This window comes from Aeribacillus pallidus (assembly GCF_050478865.1).
Classification (GTDB): Bacteria; Bacillota; Bacilli; order Bacillales; family JACDOC01; genus JACDOC01.
The window spans coordinates 33,098-59,117 of the sequence record NZ_JBCNBW010000020.1 but is presented as its reverse complement, the minus strand read 5'-3'; the positions used below and the strand labels follow the sequence as shown (position 1 = coordinate 59,117).

Below are 26,020 nucleotides of genomic sequence, written 5' to 3'. Positions count from 1 at the left end.
GCGAGAAGTGCAAGCCGAGAGGTGAGAAGTGCAAGCCGAGAGGTGAGAAGTGCAAGCCAAGTAGCGGGAAGTGCAAGCCAAGTAGCGGGAAGTGCAAGCCAAGTAGCGGGAAGTGCAAGCCAAGTAGCGAGAAGTGCAAGCCGAGAGGTGAGAAGTGCAAGCCGAGAGGTGGGAAGTGCAAGCCAAGAAGCGGGAAGTGCAAGCCGAGAAGCGGGAAGTGCAAGCCAAGAAGCGGGAAGTGCAAGCCAAGTAGCGTAAAGTGCAAGCCAAGTAGCGAGAAGTGCAAGCCAAGTAGAGAGAAGTGCAAGCCAAGTAGCGGGAAGTGCAAGCCGAGAGGTGAGAAGTGCAAGCCGAGAGGTGGGAAGTGCAAGCCAAGTAGCGGGAAGTGCAAGCCGTGAGGTGGGAAGTGCAAGCCAAGAAGCGGGAAGTGCAAGCCAAGTAGCGAGAAGTGCAAGCCAAGTGGCGGGAAGTGCAAGCCAAGTGGCGTAAAATACAAGTCAATGTCAAAAAGTGAATGCCTTTCCTCTTTTTACTCAGTAGTGTGATTACATATTTGTAAAAAAATGAAATTCATATAGCGCATAGAGGTCGGTCATTTGTACGATAGTATTAAAAGTTCTCAATTTTTTTAAAAAGGGAGGGGCTTGCCATGGAGCTTTTTGAATGGATGAGGATTTTGCATATTATGGGCGGATTTACAGCATTATTGACGTTTTGGATTCCGGTCGTGACAAAAAAAGGGGGAACACTTCACGTTCGTTCCGGATGGGTTTACGTCATTGGAATGGTGATTGTGGCGATAACAGCGGTGTACATGGCAATCTATCGAATTATTGATCCAACTACTTCACCTGTGTTGGTCTCGTTTTCGTTATTTTTGCTGTATATATCCATTTTAAGCTCATCCACCGCTTATTATGGAATTCGTGTGTTACGATTTAAAACAAGAAAAGAACGGCATACACATGTGGGGGATTTAGGGTTCCCGATGTTATTGTTGATATCTTCGATTGGAATGAGTATTTATGGGTATATAAAAGATTTTCCGTTGCTTACCTGGTTTCCGCTATTAGGGGGGTTTCTTAGTACGGTACAGTTACGTTATTGGCTCCAAAAGCCAAAGCGAAAAATGCATTGGTGGTTTGAACACTTCAGTGGGATGTTAGGCTGTTCCATTGCGACCATTACCGCTTTCACGGTGTTTGGTGCACCGAGATTATTAAATATCGAATCAGTCAGCTTGCTATTATGGTTCTTACCGACCATCGTATTAACACCGATCATTGTCGGTCTTTCTGTTTATTATGATCGGAAATTTAGCAACAGGAAAGTAGCGGGGTAATCGATTCGTGGAAAAAGAACTTTTTTAGGTATGACATCGCTTCTGTTTATCAGCAGCTTTTTTGCTGTCTTCTTTCACCTTCAAACTCGTTTTAGGGTTCCTTCTCACCATGTTTTACACGTCCCGTGTTGAAAGGGAACAAAATTCACACTTATCTACCAAGCTACAGCATGCCACTGTTCATTGCTTTGTTATCTGGGAGAATTGCGTTTGTTGGGACAAAGTTTTGACCAAAAAATATCATCATTAAAGTCTGCCCATAAAAGTATAAAAGGTGCAGGACCATTAATTTTTTCGATTCTAAGAGGTGAAACTATGAACAATCCGGTTATTAAAGGTAAAATGCTCTCTCAATGGCTAGAGGAATACCCTTTACTTAAAAACATGATCCAAACGGAGGAAGTGTTTTGGACAAATCCGAAGTACGCCCCTCTGGAAGAAGCGATGAAACGAATCAGCCTAACGGAAAAAGACGTGCTGGATGCGGCGAAAAGGTTGGAACGATTTGCTCCTTATATCACGAAAGTGTATCCGGAAACAGCAAAAAATCACGGGATCATTGAGTCCCCGCTCGTTCCTATTCGAAATATGAAACGGGAATTAGAGCAGCTGTACCGTCAGGAAATTTTGGGGGAGATGTTACTAAAATGCGATAGCCATCTCGCCATTTCTGGTTCCATTAAGGCAAGAGGCGGAATTTACGAAGTGTTAAAACATGCGGAAGCGTTGGCCATGCAACATGGGTTGCTTTCGGAAGAGGATGACTATTCCATCATCGATAGTGAACGATTTAAACAAGTTTATTCGCAATATGCGATAGCTGTTGGGTCAACGGGGAACCTTGGGCTAAGCATCGGCATCATGAGTGCCCAATTAGGGTTTCAAGTGTTTGTACATATGTCGGCGGATGCGAAACAGTGGAAAAAGGACTTGTTAAGGGAAAAAGGGGTCACCGTGATTGAATACAGTTCCGATTACAGCCGAGCGGTAGAAGAAGGACGAAAGCAAGCGGAAAAAGATCCAAAGATGTACTTTATTGATGATGAAAACTCGAAACACTTGTTTCTTGGCTATGCAGTGGCCGCGTACCGTTTGAAGAAGCAACTTGATGACATGAAGATCGTCATTGATGAAGAACATCCTCTCTTTGTGTACCTTCCGTGTGGAGTGGGCGGTGGTCCTGGTGGAGTAACATTCGGTTTAAAACTACTATTTGGGGACCATGTACATTGCTTTTTTGTCGAACCGACCCACTCACCATGTATGCTGCTTGGATTAATGACTGGTTTACACGATCGAGTGGCCGTTCAAGATTTTGGCATTGATAATCGAACCGAAGCAGACGGATTAGCTGTCGGCCGGCCATCCGGTTTTGTCGGAAAAACGCTTGAACAACTAATAAGCGGTGTCTACACAGTGTCTGATAAGCAGTTATACGCCTTACTTACAAAAATGAAGGAGACGGAGAATATCTTACTTGAACCGTCTGCTTTAGCCGGAGTTATTGGTCCAACGAACCTATTTCGCTTTGAAAGCGGCCAACAATTCGTCTTAAAAAATGGCCTTCAAGATAAAATGAAACAGGCGACTCACATCGCTTGGGCAACCGGTGGAAGCATGGTACCGAAAGAAGTGATGATAGAGTACGTACAAAAGGGGAAGGAAATTCTTAAAAATAATTTCTAATAGTCCTATTCCCATGAAAAAATTAGTTTTTTTCTCGTAAACGTGGGTTTTTTCCCATAAGATTTAGATTTTTTCCCATAAAAGTTCAATTTTTTCTCATAAATTTTGGATTTTTTCTCATAATTAATGTGTTTTGCTCTTATTCATTGAATTATTCCCTTAAGTATTTGCTTTATAGGATCATCGTAAAAAAATATATTGCCATAAAATTGATGAAATGGTATTTTTTTATAAATAAAATTTTGAATAAACAGATAAATGAAAATAGGGGGGAGAAGGATGATTCGAAAGTTGACTTCGAAAGATCACGAAGCGGTGTTTGTTTTTTTAAAAGAAGAATCTTCGATGAACCTATTTATCATAGGAGATATCGAACAGTTTGGCTATGACGCAGATTTTCAAGAACTATGGGGAGACTTCGATGAACACGGGGAATTAAAAGCGGTATTATTACGTTTCTATAATTCTTTTATTCCCTATGCGAAAGCTTCTTATGATGTGGAAGGTTTTGCTGAGATTATACGTTCGTATTCCGGTGACTTTCAGCTATCAGGGAAATCGGATGTGGTAGAGCCATTTGAAGGGTTAACTGACATTCCGCTAGGGAAAAAACGTGTCACGTATTTTGCCGAATGTAAGTCGACCGAGCATGTACAAAAAGAACTACCATATGATATTCGTTTAGCAACGATAGATGATGTCGATCGTATCATGGACCTACGAAGCCGTATTGACGAGTTTCAAATCACTCCTAGCTCACGGGACATGCTTATAAAATCTATTGAAACTAACACCGGTCGAACGTATGTGATCGAAGAGGATGGGAAAATTGTTTCCTCTGCGTCCACAGCTGCGGAAAACTCCTTCTCAGCCATGATCGTTGCCGTGTGCACCGATAAAGAATATCGCCAAAAAGGATACGCGAGCGCCATCCTGCAGCGTATCATTTCCGATCTCATTCAAGAAGGAAAATATTTATGCTTATTTTATGATAATCCAGATGCCGGTAAAATATATAAGCGACTTGGTTTTCAAGATATCGGCACGTGGACGATGTATCGATAACGAGTGGGCCATTAGCGGCTCGCTTTTTTTATCTAGATGAGGTATTAGTACTAAAGAAATTCGTAGTTGGCACATAAAAGTTCTTTATAGGCACATAGAATCTCGCATTTGGTACATAGTCTATACAAAAAGGTACATAGAAACTAAATATTGGCGCATCCATAAATATGCTGAGCATCAATCCAGCAATCACAGCATTGAAGATGGTACAATGAAAGAAAATTTTAGCTTATCGCTATAAGGAGGTTTCAATCCCATGGCTCCATCTTTGTTTGTAGCTCACGGCTCGCCGATGATTGCGATACAAGATAATGAGTATACAAAATTTTTACAAAACATAGGTAAACAGATTCAGCCAAAAGCCATTGTGATTTTCACGGCCCATTGGGAACGTGAGGTATTGACGATTTCCTCTATTGAGGGAGAATACGAAACGATCCATGATTTTTATGGATTTCCTGAAGAGTTATTCCAAGTACAATATCCGGCCAAAGGGTCAAAAGAAGTGGCAGCCCTTGTTCAACAACGATTAGAAAAACAAGGGATTCCTACAACCATCGATACAAAGCGTGGACTTGATCACGGTTCGTGGAGCGTATTAAAGCATTTGTATCCGGATGCCAATATTCCGGTTGTGCAAATATCCGTTCATCCGTTTTTACCACCTGAAGAGCAATATCGGATTGGCGAAGCTTTACGCGGACTAGGAGAGGAAGATATTTTAATTGTTGGAAGCGGAGCCACTGTTCATAACTTAAGATTGCTAAAATGGGGCCAACAAACACCAGAGCCATGGGCAGTGGAATTTGATGACTGGCTCATTGAGCATGTTCAAAAGAAAGATCTCGCCGCACTTTTCCGTTATGAAGAGCTCGCCCCACATGCGTCAATGGCAATCCCTCGTCCCGAACATTTTGTTCCATTATTTATCGCGATGGGCAGTGGAACGATGGACAAGCCTCAATTATTGTTTCGAGCATACGAATACGGAACATTGAGTTACGTGTGTTTTCAATTTTAAACCTAACTGGACACGAAGGAGGCGCACTCATCAGTGGCAAATCATGAATTTTACATGCAGTTAGCCATTCAAAATGCAAAAGCAATGAAAGGGCAAACCGATCCGAATCCACTGGTTGGAGCGGTAATCGTCAATGACAATCGCATCGTTGGAATTGGGGCTCACTTAAAGGCAGGAGAACCGCATGCGGAAATTCATGCGCTTAATATGGCCGGGGACCTTGCAAAAGGGAGCACGATGTATGTGACATTAGAACCTTGTTCACATTACGGTCGAACAGGTCCTTGTGCGGAAGCGGTGGTCCGTGCTGGTGTAAAACAAGTTGTTATCGCCACCCTTGACCCGAATCCGCTTGTCTCTGGGCGCGGAGTGCGTATGTTAGAAGAAGCGGGTGTGGAGGTTATTGTTGGGGTGTGTGAAGAAGAAGCAAAAAGAATGAATGAAGTATTTAATAAGTACATCACTACAAAGCTTCCATTTGTCACCCTTAAATCAGCGATGACGCTTGATGGAAAAATCGCCACCTATACTGCTGACAGTAAATGGATTACGTCAGAAAAAGCGCGAGAAGATGTGCACCAACTTCGTCATGAACATCGGGCGATTTTAGTGGGGGTAAATACGGTTTTAAAAGATAATCCACAGCTCACAACCCGCATTCCTCATGGACGAAATCCGCTACGCGTCATTCTGGATTCGACGTTAAAAATTCCGTTCGATGCCCGTGTGCTAGCTAATAACGAAGCGGAGACGTGGATTTTTACAAGCGAAGCGTATGATAAAAAGAAAAAAGAAGCACTTGAGGACCAAGGAATACGAGTTTTGGTAACGAGTCATCCGTCCCGGGTCGATGTGAAAGAAGTGGTGCGCATACTTGGAGAAGAGCAAATTTCCTCTGTTCTTGTCGAAGGAGGCGGCGAGGTGAACGCCTCGTTTTTGAACAACGGTCTTGTCGATAAAGTGGTCGTTTACGTGGCTCCGAAATTGATTGGCGGGCGCATGGCTCCAACCTTTTTCGAAGGAGAAGGAAAAGCGTTGATGAAAGAAGCCATTGAATTGACAAGCTTTACGGTAACGCCAGTGGGACCGGATATAAAACTCGAAGGTTATCCTGTCTATAAAAAAGAAGAATAATGGAATGACTAAGAAGGGCAGCATGGCGTTGTCCTTCTTTTTTTCAATGTCATTGTTGATTTTTAGCAAGTTATTCACACGGCGGCGACTCCAGCGGGAACAGCAAGTCAGGCAAGACCGTTACTTGAGCGTAGCAAGGGAAGCGGCTTGCCCTAGGAAAGCGTCCGCCTGCAGAGAAATGTATAAATATCAACAGTATCGTTTAACAGACACCCATGCCAATAAAAATTGTCACATGGATGAATAAAATACAGAAAAAGTGATCCACAGTTATTTCAGGGTAGAGCATTTTTAAAAGGAAAGGAAATGTGGAAACAATTAAATTAGGTGTGAAACGTTACGATATACATATCGTGTTGGAAGCGAAATTAAAAGAACTAAGCGTTCCTGTGCATCATGGCCCCATTTTACGAACAGCTGTAAATAATATTATTTGAAAAAAACGAAAATTTTGTCATAAAATTTAAATCCTATGATAAAATGGGGAGGTGGAAAAAAGGAGGGAATAAAGTGTTAATTTGGAAAAATCCAACATTTGTTCAACTGTTTTCTGCTCGCTTATTATCCAACGCTGGGGATAGTTTGTATGCGATTGCGACGATGTGGCTCGTTCACCAGCTTGGGGGCTCGACGTTTTACACGGGACTTGCAGGATTTCTTGTCTTAATTCCGAATGCGTTGCAAATGTTTTTTGGACCAATTGTAGAGCGTTTGCCCATAAAAAAGACGTTTGTTTCGACTCAATTGACTCAAGCAATCGTTGTTTTGTTTATTCCGATTGTGGCTCATTTCAATTGGCTAACTGTTGAGTTTCTTTTAGTTATCATGCCTTTACTAGCGCTGATGAACCAACTTGTCTTTCCGATGCAGTCCGCCCTTTTACCAGTGATTTTAGAAAAAGAACAATTAGTCAAAGGAAATACCGCATTTTCTTTTGCTTTTCACGGAATGGAACTCGTTTTTACGACAATAGCAGGCTTGCTTATTGCGACATTTGGGGCCACGACGATTTTATTGGCTGATGCCGTCATCTTTTTAGCCGCTATGCTTATTTTCTCGATGTTAAAATTACCGATTGAACGTCTTAATATGGAAAAACAAGAATCATCCTTTGGCGAGTATGGAAAACAATTAAAAGAAGGGTTACATATTGTATTTCGCTCGTTATTTTTTGTAGCTGCCCTAGGCGGATTAATTGCCAACTTTGCTTTTGGAATGGTGAATGGAGTATTGCCGGATTACGCCGATCATCGTGGGGGCGCGTCTGTCTATGGATTTTATTTAGCGGCCCTTTCATTTGGAATCTTGATAGGGACGTTATTTGCCTCAACGATTGAACGTTTCCCACTTGGTAAAGTGGCTGTGTTCTCCTTTGCTGGCTCCGCGGCTCTTTGGGCAAGTGCCATTTACGTACCAAATACATATACAAGTCTTATTTTACTCGCCTTATCTTTACTGCCAATCGGTGCGACCAATGTCGTCATGGCGGCTGTCGTTCAATCTGTCGTCCCGACGAAATATTTAGCTCGCGTGTCCACTGTTTTAGGCAGTGTATCTGTTGGAGCGATGCCACTTGGGTCCCTCATTGCTGGGGTGTTGGCATTAAAAATTGGAAGTACGCATGTGCTCGCTTCCCCAGCATTAGGACTTTTATTCATTGCATTCTTTTGGCTCCTTATTCCAAGGTTATGGAAATTACCAAAATCGAGTGAAATTCAACCAGAAGATTTCGGACTTAACATAGAAAACCCTCAATTGGACACCTCCACATCGATTTAAACATCCTTCCCATCGTGCGGAAGGATGTTATTTTTGAATCACCCCCCTCCTTTTATAATAAAAACAACCACTTACCCAACAAGATAAGTGGTTGTTATCAATCAATTTCGTTATACAGAATTAGATAAATTCATTCTCTCCTCATCTAATTGACTGTTTTTATTCTTTTCTTGTAAAAGCTGTTTTAATTGATTTTTACTCTTTCTTGAAGTAAGGATATAGAGGAAATCTCCTGCATAAATGATGGTGTTTCCAGTAGGTGTAATGAGCTGATCTTCTCGAATAATTGCGTTGACTAAAGAACCGTCTGGAAAAGGAATATCTTGTAATGATTTGCCTACAATGGCCGAGTCGGTCTCTATCTCGTATTCAATCATTTCTGCATCTGCTTTTCCAAGCGAAATGAGCTCGAGCGAATGCATCGGAGTAGTTTTCTGTGGACCCGTTAATCCAAGTTTTTCAGCTAAATAGGTAATAGTTGTTCCTTGAATTAAGCAACTCGTCATCACAACGAAAAAAACAACATTAAAGATAAGTTGACTGTTTTCAATATGTGCCAACATAGGGAATGTGGCAAGGACAATTGGCACCGCACCTTTTAATCCTGCCCATGAAAGAAATAATAATTCTTTATTTGTATAATTCATTTTAATCGTAGAAGCAAAAACAGCTATCGGTCTAGCAATAAGCATTAAAATTGCTGAAATTAAGATACCTTTTGAGAAAATGGTCCACGTAAAGAGCTCGGATGGGAAAACAAGAAGACCTAAAATGACAAACATCAATATTTGCATCATCCATGCAAAGCCCTCTGAAAACCGAAAAATCGAATGCCGGTATGCAATTTCTGCGTTTCCAATTATGATAGCTAATACGTACACGGCAAGAAGACCACTTCCGTTCAGAAAAGCCGTGATCCCGTATGTGAGTAAAGCAAACGCAATCGCGAAAATGGGATATAGCCCACTTGAATCAAGATTAATGCGATTTAAAGCTGCAACGGCTAATTTACCGAAAAGAAAACCAACGATAAGAGCAACCCCCATTTGTACAAAGAAAGAACCAACCAACGTTAGTGCATTTGCATCGGGCATCGTAATCAATTCAATCATTGCAACTGTCAAAAAGACAGCCATCGGGTCGTTCGAGCCTGATTCTGCTTCTAATGTTCTACCAACGCGTTCATTAATATTTTGTCCCTTTAACACAGCAAACACGGCAGCTGCATCTGTAGAACCAACGATTGCACCAAACAGGATTGCTTCTAGCCATCCCAGGTCAAGAATCATCTTTGCTGCAAGTGCGACGATTCCAGATGTTAAAATAACCCCAATGGTTGCAAGAGAAAGAGAAGGAAGAATAACAGGGCGAAGCGTACTCCATTTTGTTTGAAGTCCACCCTCAAACAAAATAATAATAAGGGCAAAGACCCCTATAAGTTGGGCGGTACTTGCGTTGTCAAAATAAATAATCCCTAATATATCGCTTCCCATAACCATACCGACCACCATGAATAGAACAAGAGCAGGTACTCCTATACGAGAAGAAAATTTCGTGGTCAAGATACCAGTGATAAATAAAATAGCTGTAAGTAAAACAAATGTATCTGTATGCAAAATATCTTCAAACATGGTTGTCAACTCACTCTCTTTGTTATAAATTTACATCCAATTGGATATAAACAGGATTTTGATTTGTAATCCCTATATATTGACGAGTTTCAGAGGGAGTGGAATGTTGCAGCCTTTTTTGAATGAGTGAAATCGCAATTCCTTTTTTATACGCATGATAGCCGAATGTTTTACGAAGTGTGTGGGTACCAATTGACCCTTTCACTCCTGATAGTTTAGCTGCTTCATTAATAATTCGGTAAGCTTGCTGACGAGTAATTGGTTCATTCGTTTTTCTTGATTGAAAAAGGTAATCGGTGTAGCGGAGTAAACTTTCTTGAATATATGCTCGTAAAGAGTTACGAACATGATCGTTAAAATATACGGGTGGATCAGTGTAAACAGAGGATTGAAGGTAGTGAAGAATTTCACCTGATTCGCTCATAACGTCTTTTACATGTAAATGCAGTAAATCATTAATTCGGATACCTGTATTAATTCCAAGCAAAAATAAACAATAGTCACGCAGTGAACGTCGTTTTAAAAATGCTTTTATTGATAGAAGTTGTTTTTCATCTTTAATTGCTTCAACAGTTTTCATTGCACTTCCTCCGATGTAGCATAACATAATTATATCATAGCTTTATGTTACATTAAATTTATGTTTTTACTATTCGGAAAAATAGTAATAAAAGACAAGAAGGCAAACATTCTAGTTGTGCCCCATTCCTTATGATGAACGTAAAAAAGGGATCACCTTTTACCTCCTTCCATTTCTTAGTGTGTCCCTGTCCCCCCAAGCCCCTATCCTAAAACTAGAGTAATTTGTCCAATAAGCCACACATCTAACGGATTCACATGTCCTGACCAACGTAACAACTCCTAATTATTCCTTCCATACCTGAATTTCATAAGTGTCTAACGCTTTTTATAGACAAACATACAAGCGAATGTTAAAGATTGTACATATTTTGTGAAAAAGGCGAAAGTGGGGAACGAAGATGGATACTACGGGTCACCATTTTATTATTGAATCCTACGGTTGTTCGGAAAGTCGTTTGAACTCAGGCGAATGGTTGGAAAAAGAAATGAGCAACATAGTGAATCAAGTTGGAATGAATAAGTTATCGAGTCATTTTCATCCCTTCTATCCAGAAGGGGTAACGGGAGTCATTGTGTTAAGTACCTCTCATTTTTCCATACACACGTGGCCAGAAAAAAAGTATGCGGCACTCGATTTGTACACGTGCGGAGACACATCAACGGATCGGTTATGGAAGGCCATTGAAACATTTACTGAACAAATTGGAGCGCAATTCACTCAAGTTTACTATGTACCTAGAGGAAATAAAACTCATTCAGACCCAATTTTACGAAAACAATGGACTTCTCAAAATAAAGACAATCGATTAACTACCCAAATGGAGCATCTCCAAATGATCAAGCCAAACCAAAGTAATGAGTGGGATATAATTCAATTAAAAGAAATATTAAGCGGAGAACATCATGTCCATTATCAAGGAAAAAGTCCGTTTCAAGATATTTTTATCGTCGAAGCAAACGACCTTCGTCTTTATTTAGATTATGAGTTGCAATTTAGCTCGATCGATGAACGTTATTATCATGAAGCACTTGTTCATCCGGCGATGTCATGGAACGACAAACGAGAACGTGTCCTTATTTTAGGTGGGGGAGATGGGTTAGCTCTTAGAGAAGTATTAAAATATCCGGATGTACAACAAGTGGAGTTAGTCGATATTGATCCGGTTGTATTAGAGGCTGCTCGGACGGTTCCAGCGTTAACGAAGCAAAACAACCGAGCGTTCTTTGATTCGCGTGTCACGGTTCATGTGAAAGATGCCAATGCATTTATCGAAAAATGCCAAAAACAATATGATGTTATCATTATTGATTTTCCGGACCCTGTAGACGAAGTGATTGCCGAACTTTACACAAAAGAAATGTTCGAGAAAATCGCAAGACGACTATCAAAAACGGGTACGCTCGTCTGTCAATCCAACTCAACAGAAGATACACCAATCGTCTTTTGGAGTATTGCGAAGACGATGGAAGCGGCGGGATTATTCACATTACCATATGAACGGATTGTTCCGTCCTTTGGTATTTGGGGATTCCATTTGGCGGCCCATCAACCGTTAAAAGAAAAAATGTTTTACGTACCTGTCCCTCATCAAGCCCTCCCTGATCCAGTAACGAAACTTTTCCAGTTAACAAACCGGGCGCAAAGAACCGAGCCGTATGCCGTTGTTCATACGAAAAAACAATCTCAACTTCATGACATTTATCAAAAAGAAATTCGAAACTTAAATAGGTAAGTAAGACGTCTGACAAATTTTACAAGTCAACCGTTTTTATGTATGATATAAACAATTGTTTAAAATATAAACAATTGTTTATTTTCTATACAAATAACAGACACTTACCGTTTCAATAGGGAGGGGATGGAGTTGAACAAACGTGAAAAGCAAATTTTAGAGCATATACGAGTCAATCCGTTCATATCCCAGCAAGAATTAGCAGATTCCTTAGGAATTTCTCGTCCAGCGGTAGCTGGATATATTTCATCGTTAATGAAGCAAGGGAAAATTTTAGGTAGAGCGTATGTACTTCCAGCGGATGAACGAATCATTTGTATCGGTGGGGCCAACATTGATCGAAAAGGATATGTGGATGAGCTTCAAATGGGGACGTCAAACCCCATTCAATTTTCATCAACAACTGGAGGAGTCGCTCGAAATATTGCAGAGAATTTAGGACGACTCAATATACCTGTCTCCTTAGTTAGTACGGTTGGCCTCGATGCTGAAGGTGAACAATTGCTTGAAGATACAGGAAAATATGTAGATACACGGTTGGTAATGCATGTTACTGGACAAAATACTGGATCGTATACCGCGATCCTTTCTCGTGACGGGGAGTTGATCACCGCATTTGCCGATATGAATGTGTATGACACGATGACCCCAAAAGTGATGGAGACCTTTCGGCAAGAGCTGTTGAATGCACGTGTAATTGTTTTAGATACGAATATACCAGCAGAGTCGATTGATTGGGTCATTCAATTTTGTCGGGAAGAAGAAAAAACGTTATGTCTTGCTCCCGTGTCGTCATTGAAAATTAAAAAGTTACCTGCTCAATTATATGGTGTTAACTTTTTCATTGCCAATGAGCATGAAGCAAGAACGTACACAAATATGATGAAGGAAGACTTGGAAAGTGTTTGTGATCAACTCCTTTCGTTAGGTTGTGAGAAAGTTGTGATTACAAGGGGAAAAGATGGGGTTGTCTATAAATCAAAAGAAGAATACGGACTCATCGATGCCCCAAAGGTAGACGTTGTCGATGTGACTGGTGCTGGAGATGCCTTTATTGCCGGCTTTTTATTCGGACATTGGCAAAACCAAACGTTAAAAGAGGCTTGTCAATACGGGATGAGTTGTTCGATTATTACTCTTTCAACTAAAGAAACGGTATCGACTGAATTAAACAAACAGCGATTATTACATACTGTAAACACTTATTTTCAAAAGGAGGACGAACAATGAAGCTATCAACGTATGTTGTTTTATCAGAAGAAGTAAAAGAAGCTTTATCATCCAATCAACCAGTCGTTGCGTTAGAATCGACAATTATTTCACACGGCATGCCGTATCCACAAAATGTAGAAACGGCTCTTGAAACCGAAGAAGTGATTCGAAAAAACGGAGCCGTACCAGCAACCATTGCCATTATTGAAGGAAAAATAAAAGTAGGTCTCACGAAAGAGGAAATCGAATTTTTAGGAACAAGCAACGACATTGAAAAAGTAAGCCGAAGAGACCTTCCGTATATTTTAGCGAAGAAAAAGCATGGAGCGACAACGGTAGCGGCAACAATGATTTGTGCGGATTTAGCTGGCATTCGAGTGTTTGCAACTGGTGGAATCGGTGGTGTGCATCGGGGAGCAGAAAAGACAATGGACATTTCCGCTGACTTACAAGAGCTGGCACAGACAAACGTGGCGGTCGTTTGTGCTGGGGCGAAGTCGATTTTAGATTTAGGTCTTACCTTAGAATATTTAGAAACCAACGGTGTACCAGTCATCGGATACGGCACCAATATATTACCAGCCTTTTATTCAAGAACAAGCCCGTATCATGTAGACTATCAATTAGACACACCAGAAGAAATAGCTGAGCTTATTCAATTGAAATGGGAATTAGGTTTACAAGGCGGATTGGTCATTGCCAACCCTGTTCCGAAAGAACATGAACTTGAAGAGTCCTATATTCATTCGATCATCAACCAAGCCCTTCAAGAAGCGGAAGAAAAGAAGATTACAGGTAAAGAAGTAACTCCATTCTTATTGGATCAAGTGAAGACATTAACAGAAGGAAAAAGTCTCGAAGCGAATATTGCGCTTGTCAAAAATAACGCCCAATTAGCTGCGCGCATAGCTAAAGCGATGGTAAATAATAAATAAGGAATATGATTGTTAAACATACGTTTGTTTAATAAAAACGAACCTTATCTTTCAAGGAATACATCTATTAATCAAACGTTTGATTAATAGATATAAAATGATCGTAGACAAACAAATCCCCCATTTCCCATTCGATGGGTAAAGGAAATGGGGGAATTTTTATATAGAAGAACATAGATGAAATTCACTTATTGGTTTTTCCATTTAATGTTGCAGCCAAGGCTTGGACGTTGATTTGGATCAACTGGCTCCCCTTTTAACAATTGATCAAGGGCCTTGCGAATAGATTCACCGGTAACCGGGACGTCATTTCCAGGACGAGAGTCGTCCAATTGACCACGATATACGCATTTTAGGTCGCCGTCAAAAATGTAGAAATCAGGAGTACATGCAGCGTCATATGCTTTCGCCACTTCTTGAGTTTCATCGAATAAATAAGGGAATGGGTAACCAAGCTCTTCGGCAACCTCTTTCATTTTTTCTGGTGAGTCATCTGGATAGTTTTCGACGTCATTAGAGTTAATTGCCACAAATGAAATTCCTTTTGGCATATAATCATTCGTTAGTCGAACAAGCTCATGTTGCACATGTTTGACAAACGGACAGTGGTTACAAATGAACATGACTACTGTTGCTACGTCCGATTTGATGTCGTTTAAGGAAACATTTTTTCCAGAAACCACATCAGGCAATGTAAATTGTGGTGCTTCTTTTCCAAGCGGAAACATATTCGATTCTGTTCGGGCCATCGGAAACAACCTCCTTAAAATAATCTCATCTCTATCGTACAAAAGGTTCCTTCGAATCACAAACAAAATGGAGTAAAAAATGATGGAGATTGGCGTTTTGAATTTTTATACAATAATTGTAAAGGTTTTGAAATAAAATATTTTTTACTGACGGTATAGGAAAGACACTTACATGGATGATAGGATAGAAAACATGAAATGGAAAGTATTTAGAAAAATTTTATAGGTGTTGAAATAGGAAGGTTTTCCAAATATTAAAGAATGATTTCAATTATATTAAAATACGTTTATTATTCTTTTAAAAAGCACTTCTTTACAGAGGTAAAGCAAAAAAGTGTTGTATTTTATAAATTACTTGTTTTATAATTTTGATAAGTTATTTATATTTATAAATAACCTGAATTTTTTTAAAAAAGGGGGAAGTTTGCTTGGAGAACTTCGTAAATGACATAGTAGGGATTTTATGGAGCTCACCGCTCATCTATCTATGTCTCGGGGTAGGATTAGTTTTTTCCATCATGACTCGCTTTTTACAAGTAAGACACTTAAAGGACATGATTAAGCTCATGTTCCAAGGAAAAAGCTCAGACGCAGGGGTATCATCATTTCAGGCCTTGGCAATTGCTCTATCTGGACGTGTTGGTACTGGTAACATTGCTGGTACAGCAACGGCGATTGCGTTCGGGGGACCCGGAGCGGTATTCTGGATGTGGACGATCGCCTTTATCGGAGCAGCTAGTGCGTTTATCGAATCAACTCTTGCACAAATTTATAAGGTTAAACAAGATGGGGAATATCGTGGAGGACCAGCCTATTATATTGAAAAAGGTTTAGGCTGGAAATGGTACGGTGTTTTATTTGCAATTTCCGCTATTTTTGCCATGAGTTTATTAATGCCAGGTATTCAATCTAATTCTATTGCTTTAGGATTAGAAAATGCTTTTGGTATTAGTCCATTTATTACCGGAATTATTCTTGTTGCTATTATCGGTATCATTATTTTTGGTGGAGTAAAACGTATTGCAACGGTTGCACAATACGTTGTTCCGTTCATGGCTGTCGGTTATATTCTTCTTTCACTTATTATCATTGCTTTAAACATTACTGAGCTACCAGCTGTTTTTGCATTAATTTTTAAAAGTGCCTTCGCTTTAGATTCTGCCTTCGGTGGTATTGTCGGTGCGGCTATTTCTTGGGGAGTAAAACGTGGAATTTACTCTAACGAAGCTGGTCAAGGTACTGGACCTCACGCAGCGGCAGCAGCCGAAGTCTCCCACCCAGCTAAACAAGGACTTGTTCAAGCATTTTCTGTCTACATCGATACATTATTAGTATGTTCCGCAACGGCGTTCATGATTTTATTTACTGGTATGTACAACGTAGAAGATCCAGATGGAAACTTCCTTCGTGAGAGCTTGCCAGGTGTCGAAGCAGGTCCTGCTTACACGCAAGCCGCTATTGAAACAGTATTCCCAAGCTTCGGTGCTGGGTTTGTAGCGATTGCCTTGTTCTTCTTTGCCTTTACAACCATTATGGCATACTACTACATGGCGGAAACAAATATCGCCTATTTAACGCGTGGCCGTAACAGCAAAACGCCAATGTTTGTTTTAAAAGTTGTATTACTAGCAGCAACATTCTACGGTGCTGTAAAAACAGCAAAACTTGCATGGGCACTTGGTGATATCGGCTTAGGAATCATGGTATGGCTCAACGTCATTGCCATCGTTCTTCTCGCTAAACCAGCCTTAGTGGCATTAAAAGATTACGAAGAACAGAAAAAACAAGGATTGGATCCTGTCTTTGACCCAGAAAAACTCGGAATTAAAAATGCTGATTATTGGGTAGAAGAGTACAAAGGAGAAGAAAATCGAGTTTCATAATATTATATGTGAGACGTGTGAAGGAAGAGGTTTCTTCACACGTTTTTTTGTTGAGAGCGAATAGTTTTTTCCTATTCAGACAGATTTGAAGAATGGTACTGTTTCCGTTGGTGGTATTGGTATCTGGCTCAACCTTTTATATAGAACTTCGACTTAAGAGCGGACTTGAACGGATGATAAAGAAGCTCGAAATATGTGGGAAAGCAACTGGATGGTCATTAAAATTCGATACGTTTAAAGTAGTTGGTTTTGGGGTAGATGGTTAAGGAAAGTAAGATTATAGTATTTAAATAATATTTATATAAGATAATTTTGTTTTTACGTCTGTATATTGTTGATAAATCTAAACATAAAAAAGGATGCCCCTCTTAGCAAGGGTCATCCTATTCATTTTAATTCTTACGGTACGTGAATAGCAATGTTAGGAGAAACAGTTACAAGTGTAGCTAATGCAATAGTAGCAGTAACCATACCTTTTGCAAACAATTTTTTCATTTATTCTCACCTCCTTACTTAGAATCTATTTTTTTAATTTATCGATTTCTTCTACATATTTAACAAAAACATCAACTACATCGGGATGGTACATTGTACCTCTACATCGTTTGATCTCTTCAACTGCTTCTTCTTTTGAGCGACGTTTTTGATATACACGATCACTAGTTATTGCATCATATGAATCAACCACTGAAACAATGGCAGCACCAATATCAATTTCTTCTCCTTTTAAACCATGCGGATAGCCAGTTCCATCCCATCGTTCATGATGTTGCTCCACAATGACTGCTGCCCGGTCAATGAGTGGGTTTTTGAGGCTTCTTAATAATTGAGCACCGTAAATTGTATGTTTTTTCATTATTTCAAATTCTTCTTTTGTTAGCTTGCCTGGCTTGTTTAAAATTTCTAAGGGTATTTTTACTTTACCTACATCATGAAAAAAGGCTCCGTAACTTATAATTGAAATTTGTTCAGAACTTAAACCGAGTTTATCTGCCAATAAAATAGCCATGTTTTTAATGTTGTCGCAATGATGGGCGGTATATCCATCTTTTTCTTCTATTGAAATCGCCATATGCTCTAACTCGGCTGCAGATTGGGCGTAATGTTGAAAAACAGGAATAGATGTGATATATAGAAATTCACAATCAGTATTGGATATAAATAACATGGTATCCGTTTGATTGACATTAGAAATAGAAAAACCAGGAGTAATTACTCGCGTTGTATCTTTATATTTAAAAGTCATTTCTCCACTTAACAACATAAAAAACTCTAAATACCCTTCACCATCAGGGACTATAGCCCATTTCTTCCCGGCTTCCATTTTTTCATGGATGACTTGGGTTCCGTCGCCGTCCCCAATGAGACTAATTTCAATACCGCGCATTTTGACAACTTTTATATTTGATTCATTTAAAGTCGTAATATGAAAGGAGTTTTTGTAGGATTTTTGCTCGTCCATGTAGCCACCTCATAATTTTGGCACGTTGATAAAAGAAATGTGCAAGAATAATAGTTTATCCTTATTATATTTTTTTTCAATTTTGAATTCAATTTTGGATTAGGGCAAAAATTCCAACTTCCACTTTTATTGAATAAAATTGGAATTACGAATGCAACCATATTTTTTAAAACAATTCTAAATATCTATTTTTTAGTTAAAAATATAGTTCTAACTACCTATATAGGATAAATGCGAGAATTATTAGTTCGAAAAAATTGTCAACTATATTTTGGTTATTCTGAAAAATATTTTACCTTCTCTATCATTTTTTTACAATAATTGAAAGCTAGTATTACAAATTAGTCATATGGATTTGTCATGTAGCATTGCTAATACATGAAGAATAAATAATCCAAATTTTACAAATGATATTAAAACAACATTTATATTAGCCTCTTTTAAAGTGGGAGATGTAAAATTGGACATACAGTTTAGGAGAGTAAAAATCGTAATAGGAGATTGGTTATGAACAAAGAAGCGCAACGAATTGCCATTCGAATTGCTGGTATATATGTAGCCATTGGAGTGATTTGGATTTTACTTACGGACTATTATTCGTTTATTTTGTCGAAAGACAATATCCAATCATACATTACCTTTCAGCGATATAAAGGTTGGTTTTTTACGATGGTAACCGGGGTGTTGTTTTATTATTTAATTGAACAACGTACTCAACGATTGATTCAATCTAAGGACGAACTCGAGAAAAAAGAAAAACAGCTTCAACAAAGTACGCTTCGATATCAATCGTTATTTATTCATAATCCGAACGGTGTCATTGAATTGGATTTAATGGGAAACCTCGTTTCATTAAATCCATCGGGAGAAGACATATTTAAAATTTCAACGGAAGAAGCGAAAGGAAAAAGGATTGATCAATTCATTGACTCAAAGGAAATGGACATAGTGAGAAACTATTTTTATGAGGTCGTAAATGGGCAGTCCATAAAGTTTGAAACGTTATTAATTAATAAGGAAGGGAACGTAAGAAACATCCGTTGTGCACTTATTCCAATCATCGTTTCCGAACAAGTATCTGGTGTGTATGGAATTATTAGCGATATTACGGAACAAAAGAAAAATGAAGAAATGATGATTATGAACGAAAAAATGTACGTCATCGGTCAACTAGCCGCGGCGGTCGCTCACGAAATACGCAATCCATTAACTTCTATTAAAGGTTTTGTTCAATTGATGCACGAAACCAAATCGTTGAATCCAGCTTATTTAGATATCATGATGTCGGAAATTGATCGGTTACATACGATTACAAGCGAGATGCTCCTATTAGGAAAAAAACAAGAAGCCCAATTAGCTCCGATCGATTTAGGGGTTCTGTTAAAACAAGTAACGGTCCTTATGGAAGCTCAAGCTCATTTAAATAATGCCGAGCTTTCCTTTAAGCAACCTTTCAAAGGTGACATTACTGTATTTGGAGACTCCAATCAATTGAAGCAATTGTTTATTAACATTATTCAAAATAGCATTGAAGCGATTAAAGACAATGGGAAAATCGATATTGTTTTGGATGTTCAAGAAAGTACTGCGGTGGTAACGGTTACGGACAATGGACAAGGAATGGAGGAAGAGCGGATCAAACGACTAGGGGAACCTTTTTACTCGACGAAAGAAAAAGGGACGGGACTTGGACTAGCTGTTTGTAAAAAAATTATTGAAAGGCATGAAGGAAGTATCGAATTTGATAGTGAAGTAGGCAAAGGAACAACCGTCACCGTTCGATTACCGATTCAAAAGGCTGCCGAATAGGGGAGTCTTTTTATTGTTTAGTCGTGCTGTTTGATAAAAGTGAAAATTGACATTAGGTGGGAAAGATGGTTTGATAAAAATATATGTAAACTATTTTTTTAGAGAGGTTAACAAAATATTCGGGATGGGGGAATTTTGGCATGGAAACAAACATGGTAACGACGAACTTGTGGGAACGGTTGGCGGATAAAGCATTGCAGGGAGAAGTTTTAACAAAAGAAGAAGCATTATCGGTATTAAATGCAGACGATGATGAACTTTTACCGCTTATGCAAGCAGCCTTTCGAGTTCGACAAACGTATTACGGGAAGAAAGTGAAATTAAATATGATTATTAATGCGAAAAGTGGGTTATGTCCAGAAGACTGTGGCTATTGCTCTCAATCTATCGTCTCTAATGCACCTATTCAAAAATATACGTTGTTAGATAAAGAGACATTAGTAGCTGGGGCAAAAGAAGCGCTAAACCGGAAAGCTGGGACGTATTGTATTGTCGCGAGCGGTCGGGGAGCTACTGATCGGGAAGTGGATCAAGTGGTCGAAGCGGTAAAAGAAATTAAGAATGAGATGCCGTTAAAAATTTGTGCGTGTCTAGGAATTTTAAGCGAAGAAAAAATGGCGAAATTAAAAGAAGCTGGGGTCGACCGGTACAATCACAATTTGAATACAAGTCGGGGGCATTATTCAGAAATTACAACGACGCACACATACGATGATCGCGTAGAGACGGTGAAACATGCGAAACATGCCGGCATTTCCCCGTGTTCGGGTGTGATTGTGGGTATGGGAGAATCGAAAGAAGATATTTACGAAATGTCATTAGAACTAAAAGAATTGGATGCTGACTCGATTCCAGTCAACTTTTTAAATCCCATTGCAGGTACTCCACTGGAAAATATGAAGGAACTCAACCCAAGATATTGCTTAAAAGTGCTTGCCATGTTTAGGTTTATGCACCCAACAAAAGAGATTCGCATTTCAGGGGGTCGGGAAGTGAATTTACGATCGTTGCAAGCACTTGGACTTTATGCGGCGAATGCTATTTTTGTCGGCGATTATTTAACGACAGAGGGGCAGGCGGCAACCGTAGACCATCAAATGATTGAAGATTTAGGATTTGAAATCGAATAGTAAGAGAAAGACGACTCCGATTGGGAAGTCGTCTTTTTAACGGGATGTTCTCTTTATGGGAAAATATGAATTGAAAAGATTACATCTTTAACTGATTTTCTAAAAGTTGGTTTAATTTTAAAAATAATATCTGAGTAAAGTGATAGGTAAATAGAACTTTTAAAAGTAAAATTATGATAAAATAAATAATTAGTAGTAAAATCGACATATAAATGACAGTTATTCTAACTTTTAAAAGGTAGGATACGATTACATGGGGAAGAATCAACCTAAATGGCAAAAAGTGTTCCTTCATAGGGTGTTACTTGTATTGTTAGTGATTATGATTTTATCGGGCATCGTTCAGTATTTCCTCTTGCAACATCAAGTCAAAAGCGAACTGGAACGTCGTTCAGAACTCATATTAAATACGATTAGCCGAGAAATCGAAAAGTCAGAGCGAGCGTCTCAACTAATTGAACATCAGATCGACTTAAACTTATATGCTTTTGCTCGAAATATTGAGCAAGAATTAAAATCCCAATCTGTAGAGGAAATGACAAATGAGCAATTAGAAAATATAAGGAAAGAACTGCAAATAGCTGGTATTACAATATTCGCGCAAAAAGGGAATGATATTGTTGGCATCAAGTCGACTGATCCTGTTGAGATTGGTTTAAGTACGAAAGCATTTCATTTTTTTACATATGCCAATGCCCTGTTAAATGAAGAACGTATCCAAGTAAACGAAGCAAGTTTTGTAGACGATCAAATGATTGTTATGCCCATTATCCAATCTACTTCTCATTCTGAGGAAAAAGTATTTTACAAGTACGGGTACTATCATCCAAAAGGGAAAGACTACATTATTTGCTTGTTTATCGAAGCGGAAGATGTAAAAAAATTTACCGATTCGATTCACCCGAATGTGACAATCGAAAAAATTTTAAATGAAGATCCTTATATTAAAGAAGTGGCTGTGTTCGATATTTCAAATCAACAAATGAATGTCATTGCGGGATTGTTTCATCTAAAAAGTAAAGAAGACAGGAAAATGGTGGAACAGCGAAAAATAGGTGAAAAAATTTCCTATCTTGATTCTACCCATTCGGAAGACGTATTTAAAGTTTTTTACCCTATTCCACAAGATCGAATGATTTATGTAGCGCTTGATTATCAACGAATGAGGCAATCATTAATGATTCATTCATTCCTTATGGCAAGTACAGGAATGATAGCCCTCCTTTGTTTATACTTCTTGATTCGTCGCTTGTTCCAGCAAATATCTAATCAGATGAATAAGATTGTAGAAAAAGTGAAGCGCATTTCTAAAGGTGACTATTATTTATTGATTGACTTTGATGAACAGCCGTATGAATTTCGAGAGTTAGCCCAGTCGATTAATAAAATGTCATTAAACCTGCGCCAATCATTTGAACGAATCATTCACGAAAAGCAGTTTCGTGAAGAGATTTTATCTTCCATCCCGGTTGGTATAATTACGGTGAATCAACGGACGAATGAAATGGAAGTGAATAAGACGGCGAAGGAACTGTTAAATTTAAATGAAGAACGAATGAAACTAGTGTCACAATATCTTTATCTGGACGAAAAAAATGAAGCCATTTGGAACTGGTTTTACTCGAATGAATTTTTCCATACCCGTAAAACAAAAATTGTTCGAGGAGACGAAACGTATACGGTGCTTGTTTCCCAGACGCCATTAATGAATAAAAAAGGGGAACGCATCGGGAAAATTTTTTACTTTATTGACGTTTCGGAATTCCATCGCCTCGAGCGAAAAGTGGCTAATATGGAGAAGTTAGCAACCATTGGTGAGCTTGCAACAGGAGCAGCTCATGAAATTAAAAATCCGTTAACGGTTATTCAAGGGTTTATGACATTACTTCAGCACCAAATGTCCGATGAAGAAAACGAAAAGTATCGGATTCCTTTAATCCTTAAGGAAATTGATCGTATGAATGATATTGTAAACGATATGTTGATGCTGGCGAAACCGAAACGGTTGAATCTAGAGTATGTGTCGTTAAAACAAATTATTGATGAGATGCTCCCGCTGTTAGATGATCAAGTACAAAATCGAATTTCTATTGAGGTTGATGTCGATCCATCGATTATGATTGATGCTGATATTGACCGATTAAAACAAGTGTTTTTAAATATTATTATGAACAGTATTCAGGCCATTGAGGGTCAAGGGAAAATCGAAATTGTTGCCAAAGTCGACGATCGGTTTGTTCAAATTTTTATTAAAGATACTGGAAAAGGAATTCCGCGTGAGTGGCTCGATAAAATATTTGAACCGTTCGTTAGTACGAAAGAATACGGAACCGGCCTTGGCTTGACAATTATTCAGCGAATTATTGATAGCCATGGAGGAGATATTCAAGTAGTTGAAACTGGGCCTAGTGGTACAGTGTTTCAAATTCAATTGCCTCTTAGTCAAGATATTGTCACCGCTCAACCGTAACAATGGTTGGGCGTTTTTGGTGTTTGAGGAATGATTCGTTTTTAGTAAGGGGAAAAGAGTTTTGGATAAATAAATTGAAGGTTTTTTTATGGGAAAATAGCAGAAAAGGGTTCCTTCTATACTATAATGGAAAGTAATCGGGGAGAAGAAAGGGAGATGTAATGAAACGTACGTTAAGAGGGCATCATTTATTATGTGTTCATGGTTTTCAAGGAATGGGGTATAGTCCAGCATTTGTAGAAAAAATGAGCGAAATTGTACAGGATATTCGCAATGACCGGCTTGATTTTCCGATTCGAGTCATTGAAGGATTAGATGAGGCGTGTCGAGCGTGCCCCCACCATGGAATCGGACGATGTGAAGCAAGTGAACAATCGGATCCACACGTCCGTTTTCTCGACCGCAACGTCATCGAACACCTAGGACTCGAAAAAGGTAAAGAATATCCTAAATCATTATTAATCGCCCTAACCGCCACCAAAGTAAGACCCGAAGACCTAGACTCGCTGTGCAAAGGATGCTCCTGGCTATCTTATGGCATCTGCAAACAAGGAATCCAGAAACTGCGGGAGAAATACTTTAATGAAGTGGGGGACAGTCCCGCTGCACGTTAAAGGGTTAACGTTTTAGAGTGGTGGGGGACTGTCCCACTAGTGTTGCACACCTTACAAAATTTGTAAAAAATAAATTTTCTTTACGAATACAAAAAATGCTCCTATTGTAGAAGTAAGACCTTACTTGTTCCCAAGCTTCTACAAAGGAGCTACCCTAGTAGGAGTAAAAGTATGGGTCGAGAAATGCTAATTTGTCAATGTTTATCTCTTCTTCCTACCGAAGATTTTGATTGTCCTTTGATGGATTATGGGAAGAAGCTTTCAACGAAATCTTTATTAAAAATATTTGTAGCTGCGCAATTGGACCAATGGAGCTCTTATAACCATATGGAAGAGAAGCTAAGAGCTTATCCAAAGTTACGGAAAGAATTGGATATCGAAGGTATCAGTGGCTCTCAGATAAGTCGACGTATCAATGATCTTCCTACAGAAAAGGTTCAAAAACTCTTTCTGAAGGTAGTTGAAAAAATTCGGCAACTAACTCAAGGATATAAAGGATTATCTAAAAAAATCGGGCTATTAAATATCGTCGATTCTACGGAGATTCGCTTACCTGAAAATCTTTGTGACTGGGCGTATATTTCAAAAGGTCATCATGTTGTCAAAATGCATACCCGGCTCGTTGTAGCCTCGAAAGACGTGGCCTTTCCAGATAAAATGGTGCCATCTCTAGGCACTGTAAGTGACTTTAAATAGTTCTGACTTCTTAATTGAAGAAGCCGATGCTACTTATGTGATGGATCGTGGATATCCTTCGAAACAGAACTTAACGATTGGCTAGACAAAAATATTTCTTTTGTCGTGCGAATTTCTAAGAACTTGAGGCTCTATTCGTTAAAAGAATATGAGCCAACACACCCATCAATAAAAAGAGATGCCAAAGTGAATTTTGGAATTTCAAAGGTACCTGTTCGGTATATTGAGTTTATTGATGAAAAAGAAAGAACGTATCGTATTTTGACTACACGCTTTGATTTAACTGATCAACAAATTTTAGAGATATACAAAAATCGTTGGATAATCGAACTCTTTAAATGGATTAAAGGACATTTACAATTGACGAAAATATGGAGTACAAAAAAGGGAACAAGGTCTGATTAAAACCATGTTGGCCTTTTTTAATTTTCAACTTAAACAATCGATGTAAATATATTGAAAATATTCAATTTTTATTACAGTTATACAATGCTAGTGGGACAGTCCCCAGTTGATTTAACGTACTAATGTGATAGGGGACTGACCCCAATATATGTCGAGGTGTTAGATAGATGAAAAAAGTTGCTAAAACGAATGCGATGAGAATATTGGATCAGCAGAAGGTACCCTACGATATTTTTTCCTATGACACGGTAGATAAAAAAATTGACGGGGTTTCCGTTGCGGAGAAGATTGGAAAGCCACCAGAAGAAGTGTATAAAACGTTGGTGTGTCAATCACCAGATAAAGAATTATATGTGTTTCTCCTACCTGTTCATTTAGAGCTCGATTTAAAAAAAGCGGCTCAGCTTGTAGGGGAAAAAAAATTGGAGCTTCTCCCAGTAAGTGAACTACAAAAATGGACAGGTTACGTTCGGGGCGGATGTTCTCCTATTGGAATGAAAAAGAATTATCCAACATGGATTGACAAACACGCTGAACACCTATCCCACATCATCGTCAGCGCAGGAAAAATCGGACTCCAACTTTCTCTATCTGTATCTGATCTACTCCAAATCACTAAAGCACAACTAGGTGACATCGTAAAAGATTGATTTAACACTTTAAAGTTGTGCGGGACAGTCCC

The 26,020-nt window shown here is 39.0% G+C and carries 24 protein-coding genes; 20 read left to right on the top strand and 4 right to left on the bottom strand.

What is annotated here, in order from left to right; genetic code table 11:
- From ABES52_RS05035 to ABES52_RS04995, 9 genes are all read left to right on the top strand, one after another.
- Positions 1-258, top strand: a 258-nt coding sequence (locus ABES52_RS05035) for a hypothetical protein (RefSeq protein WP_429649574.1), incomplete at its 5' end; no start/stop codon positions are given.
- 78 nt (positions 259-336) lie between these two features.
- On the top strand, positions 337-489 hold the full coding sequence (locus tag ABES52_RS05030; RefSeq protein WP_429649572.1) for a hypothetical protein: 153 nt from the start codon (positions 337-339) through the stop codon (positions 487-489).
- 160 nt (positions 490-649) lie between these two features.
- The gene (locus ABES52_RS05025; protein ID WP_429649570.1) at positions 650-1,342 is read left to right on the top strand and encodes a DUF2306 domain-containing protein; all 693 of its coding nucleotides are present in this window, start codon (positions 650-652) and stop codon (positions 1,340-1,342) included.
- Positions 1,343-1,657: 315 nt separating this feature from the next.
- Complete coding sequence (dsdA, locus tag ABES52_RS05020) at positions 1,658-3,028, top strand: D-serine ammonia-lyase (RefSeq protein ID WP_429649568.1); 1,371 nt, start codon at positions 1,658-1,660, stop codon at positions 3,026-3,028.
- A 279-nt stretch (positions 3,029-3,307) separates the two neighbouring features.
- The gene (locus ABES52_RS05015) at positions 3,308-4,093 is read left to right on the top strand and encodes a GNAT family N-acetyltransferase (protein WP_429649566.1); all 786 of its coding nucleotides are present in this window, start codon (positions 3,308-3,310) and stop codon (positions 4,091-4,093) included.
- Between the two features lie 256 nt (positions 4,094-4,349).
- A complete protein-coding gene (locus ABES52_RS05010; RefSeq protein WP_429649564.1) occupies positions 4,350-5,114 on the top strand; it encodes a DODA-type extradiol aromatic ring-opening family dioxygenase in 765 nt (254 codons plus the stop codon).
- 33 nt (positions 5,115-5,147) lie between these two features.
- A complete protein-coding gene (gene ribD / locus ABES52_RS05005; protein WP_429649562.1) occupies positions 5,148-6,248 on the top strand; it encodes a bifunctional diaminohydroxyphosphoribosylaminopyrimidine deaminase/5-amino-6-(5-phosphoribosylamino)uracil reductase RibD in 1,101 nt (366 codons plus the stop codon).
- A gap of 308 nt (positions 6,249-6,556) precedes the next feature.
- On the top strand, positions 6,557-6,685 hold the full coding sequence (locus ABES52_RS05000) for a hypothetical protein (protein WP_429649560.1): 129 nt from the start codon (positions 6,557-6,559) through the stop codon (positions 6,683-6,685).
- Between the two features lie 73 nt (positions 6,686-6,758).
- On the top strand, positions 6,759-8,027 hold the full coding sequence (locus ABES52_RS04995) for an MFS transporter (protein WP_429649558.1): 1,269 nt from the start codon (positions 6,759-6,761) through the stop codon (positions 8,025-8,027).
- A gap of 110 nt (positions 8,028-8,137) precedes the next feature.
- Here the strand turns inward: ABES52_RS04995 and ABES52_RS04990 are convergent, their stop codons facing one another.
- A complete protein-coding gene (locus ABES52_RS04990; RefSeq protein WP_429649584.1) occupies positions 8,138-9,658 on the bottom strand; it encodes a potassium/proton antiporter in 1,521 nt (506 codons plus the stop codon).
- Positions 9,659-9,680: 22 nt separating this feature from the next.
- Complete coding sequence (locus ABES52_RS04985) at positions 9,681-10,238, bottom strand: tyrosine-type recombinase/integrase (RefSeq protein ID WP_429649556.1); 558 nt, start codon at positions 10,236-10,238, stop codon at positions 9,681-9,683.
- A gap of 400 nt (positions 10,239-10,638) precedes the next feature.
- Here ABES52_RS04985 and speD point away from each other — a divergent pair, with 400 nt between their 5' ends.
- The 3 genes from speD to ABES52_RS04970 all read left to right on the top strand — a co-directional run bounded on the left by speD (position 10,639) and on the right by ABES52_RS04970 (position 14,120).
- Complete coding sequence (gene speD / locus ABES52_RS04980; RefSeq protein WP_429649554.1) at positions 10,639-11,973, top strand: adenosylmethionine decarboxylase; 1,335 nt, start codon at positions 10,639-10,641, stop codon at positions 11,971-11,973.
- A gap of 132 nt (positions 11,974-12,105) precedes the next feature.
- The gene (locus ABES52_RS04975; RefSeq protein ID WP_429649552.1) at positions 12,106-13,203 is read left to right on the top strand and encodes a carbohydrate kinase; all 1,098 of its coding nucleotides are present in this window, start codon (positions 12,106-12,108) and stop codon (positions 13,201-13,203) included.
- Positions 13,200-14,120 (top strand): pseudouridine-5'-phosphate glycosidase, encoded by a 921-nt coding sequence (locus tag ABES52_RS04970; protein ID WP_429649550.1) that lies wholly within the window; start codon positions 13,200-13,202, stop codon positions 14,118-14,120. Before ABES52_RS04975 ends, ABES52_RS04970 begins: the two co-directional genes overlap by 4 nt.
- A gap of 188 nt (positions 14,121-14,308) precedes the next feature.
- Here ABES52_RS04970 and ABES52_RS04965 read toward each other — a convergent pair whose 3' ends face one another.
- Positions 14,309-14,869, bottom strand: coding sequence for a thioredoxin family protein (locus tag ABES52_RS04965; protein WP_429649548.1), 561 nt, complete (start codon positions 14,867-14,869; stop codon positions 14,309-14,311).
- Between the two features lie 428 nt (positions 14,870-15,297).
- Here ABES52_RS04965 and ABES52_RS04960 point away from each other — a divergent pair, with 428 nt between their 5' ends.
- Entirely contained in the window at positions 15,298-16,752 is a 1,455-nt protein-coding gene (locus ABES52_RS04960) for an alanine/glycine:cation symporter family protein (protein WP_429649546.1), read from the top strand.
- A gap of 520 nt (positions 16,753-17,272) precedes the next feature.
- Here ABES52_RS04960 and ABES52_RS04955 read toward each other — a convergent pair.
- Positions 17,273-18,214 carry an HD-GYP domain-containing protein gene (locus tag ABES52_RS04955; protein WP_429649544.1) on the bottom strand — a complete coding sequence of 314 codons (942 nt, stop codon included), beginning with the start codon at positions 18,212-18,214 and terminating at the stop codon, positions 17,273-17,275.
- A gap of 507 nt (positions 18,215-18,721) precedes the next feature.
- On the opposite strand from ABES52_RS04955, the gene ABES52_RS04950 reads away from it, so the two are divergent.
- The 7 genes from ABES52_RS04950 to ybaK all read left to right on the top strand — a co-directional run bounded on the left by ABES52_RS04950 (position 18,722) and on the right by ybaK (position 25,988).
- Entirely contained in the window at positions 18,722-20,023 is a 1,302-nt protein-coding gene (locus tag ABES52_RS04950) for an ATP-binding protein (RefSeq protein WP_429649542.1), read from the top strand.
- A 152-nt stretch (positions 20,024-20,175) separates the two neighbouring features.
- Positions 20,176-21,153, top strand: coding sequence for a biotin synthase BioB (bioB, locus tag ABES52_RS04945; RefSeq protein ID WP_429649582.1), 978 nt, complete (start codon positions 20,176-20,178; stop codon positions 21,151-21,153).
- Positions 21,154-21,406: 253 nt separating this feature from the next.
- Positions 21,407-23,623, top strand: a complete 2,217-nt coding sequence (locus tag ABES52_RS04940; protein ID WP_429649540.1) for a sensor histidine kinase — start codon at positions 21,407-21,409, stop codon at positions 23,621-23,623.
- Positions 23,624-23,784: 161 nt separating this feature from the next.
- Positions 23,785-24,237, top strand: a complete 453-nt coding sequence (locus tag ABES52_RS04935) for a DUF1284 domain-containing protein (protein WP_429649537.1) — start codon at positions 23,785-23,787, stop codon at positions 24,235-24,237.
- Between the two features lie 171 nt (positions 24,238-24,408).
- Positions 24,409-24,933 carry a hypothetical protein gene (locus ABES52_RS04930; protein WP_429649535.1) on the top strand — a complete coding sequence of 175 codons (525 nt, stop codon included), beginning with the start codon at positions 24,409-24,411 and terminating at the stop codon, positions 24,931-24,933.
- 51 nt (positions 24,934-24,984) lie between these two features.
- Positions 24,985-25,338 (top strand): transposase, encoded by a 354-nt coding sequence (locus tag ABES52_RS04925; RefSeq protein ID WP_429649580.1) that lies wholly within the window; start codon positions 24,985-24,987, stop codon positions 25,336-25,338.
- 167 nt (positions 25,339-25,505) lie between these two features.
- Positions 25,506-25,988 carry a Cys-tRNA(Pro) deacylase gene (ybaK, locus tag ABES52_RS04920; protein ID WP_429649533.1) on the top strand — a complete coding sequence of 161 codons (483 nt, stop codon included), beginning with the start codon at positions 25,506-25,508 and terminating at the stop codon, positions 25,986-25,988.
- The last annotated feature ends 32 nt before the right edge of the window (positions 25,989-26,020 follow it).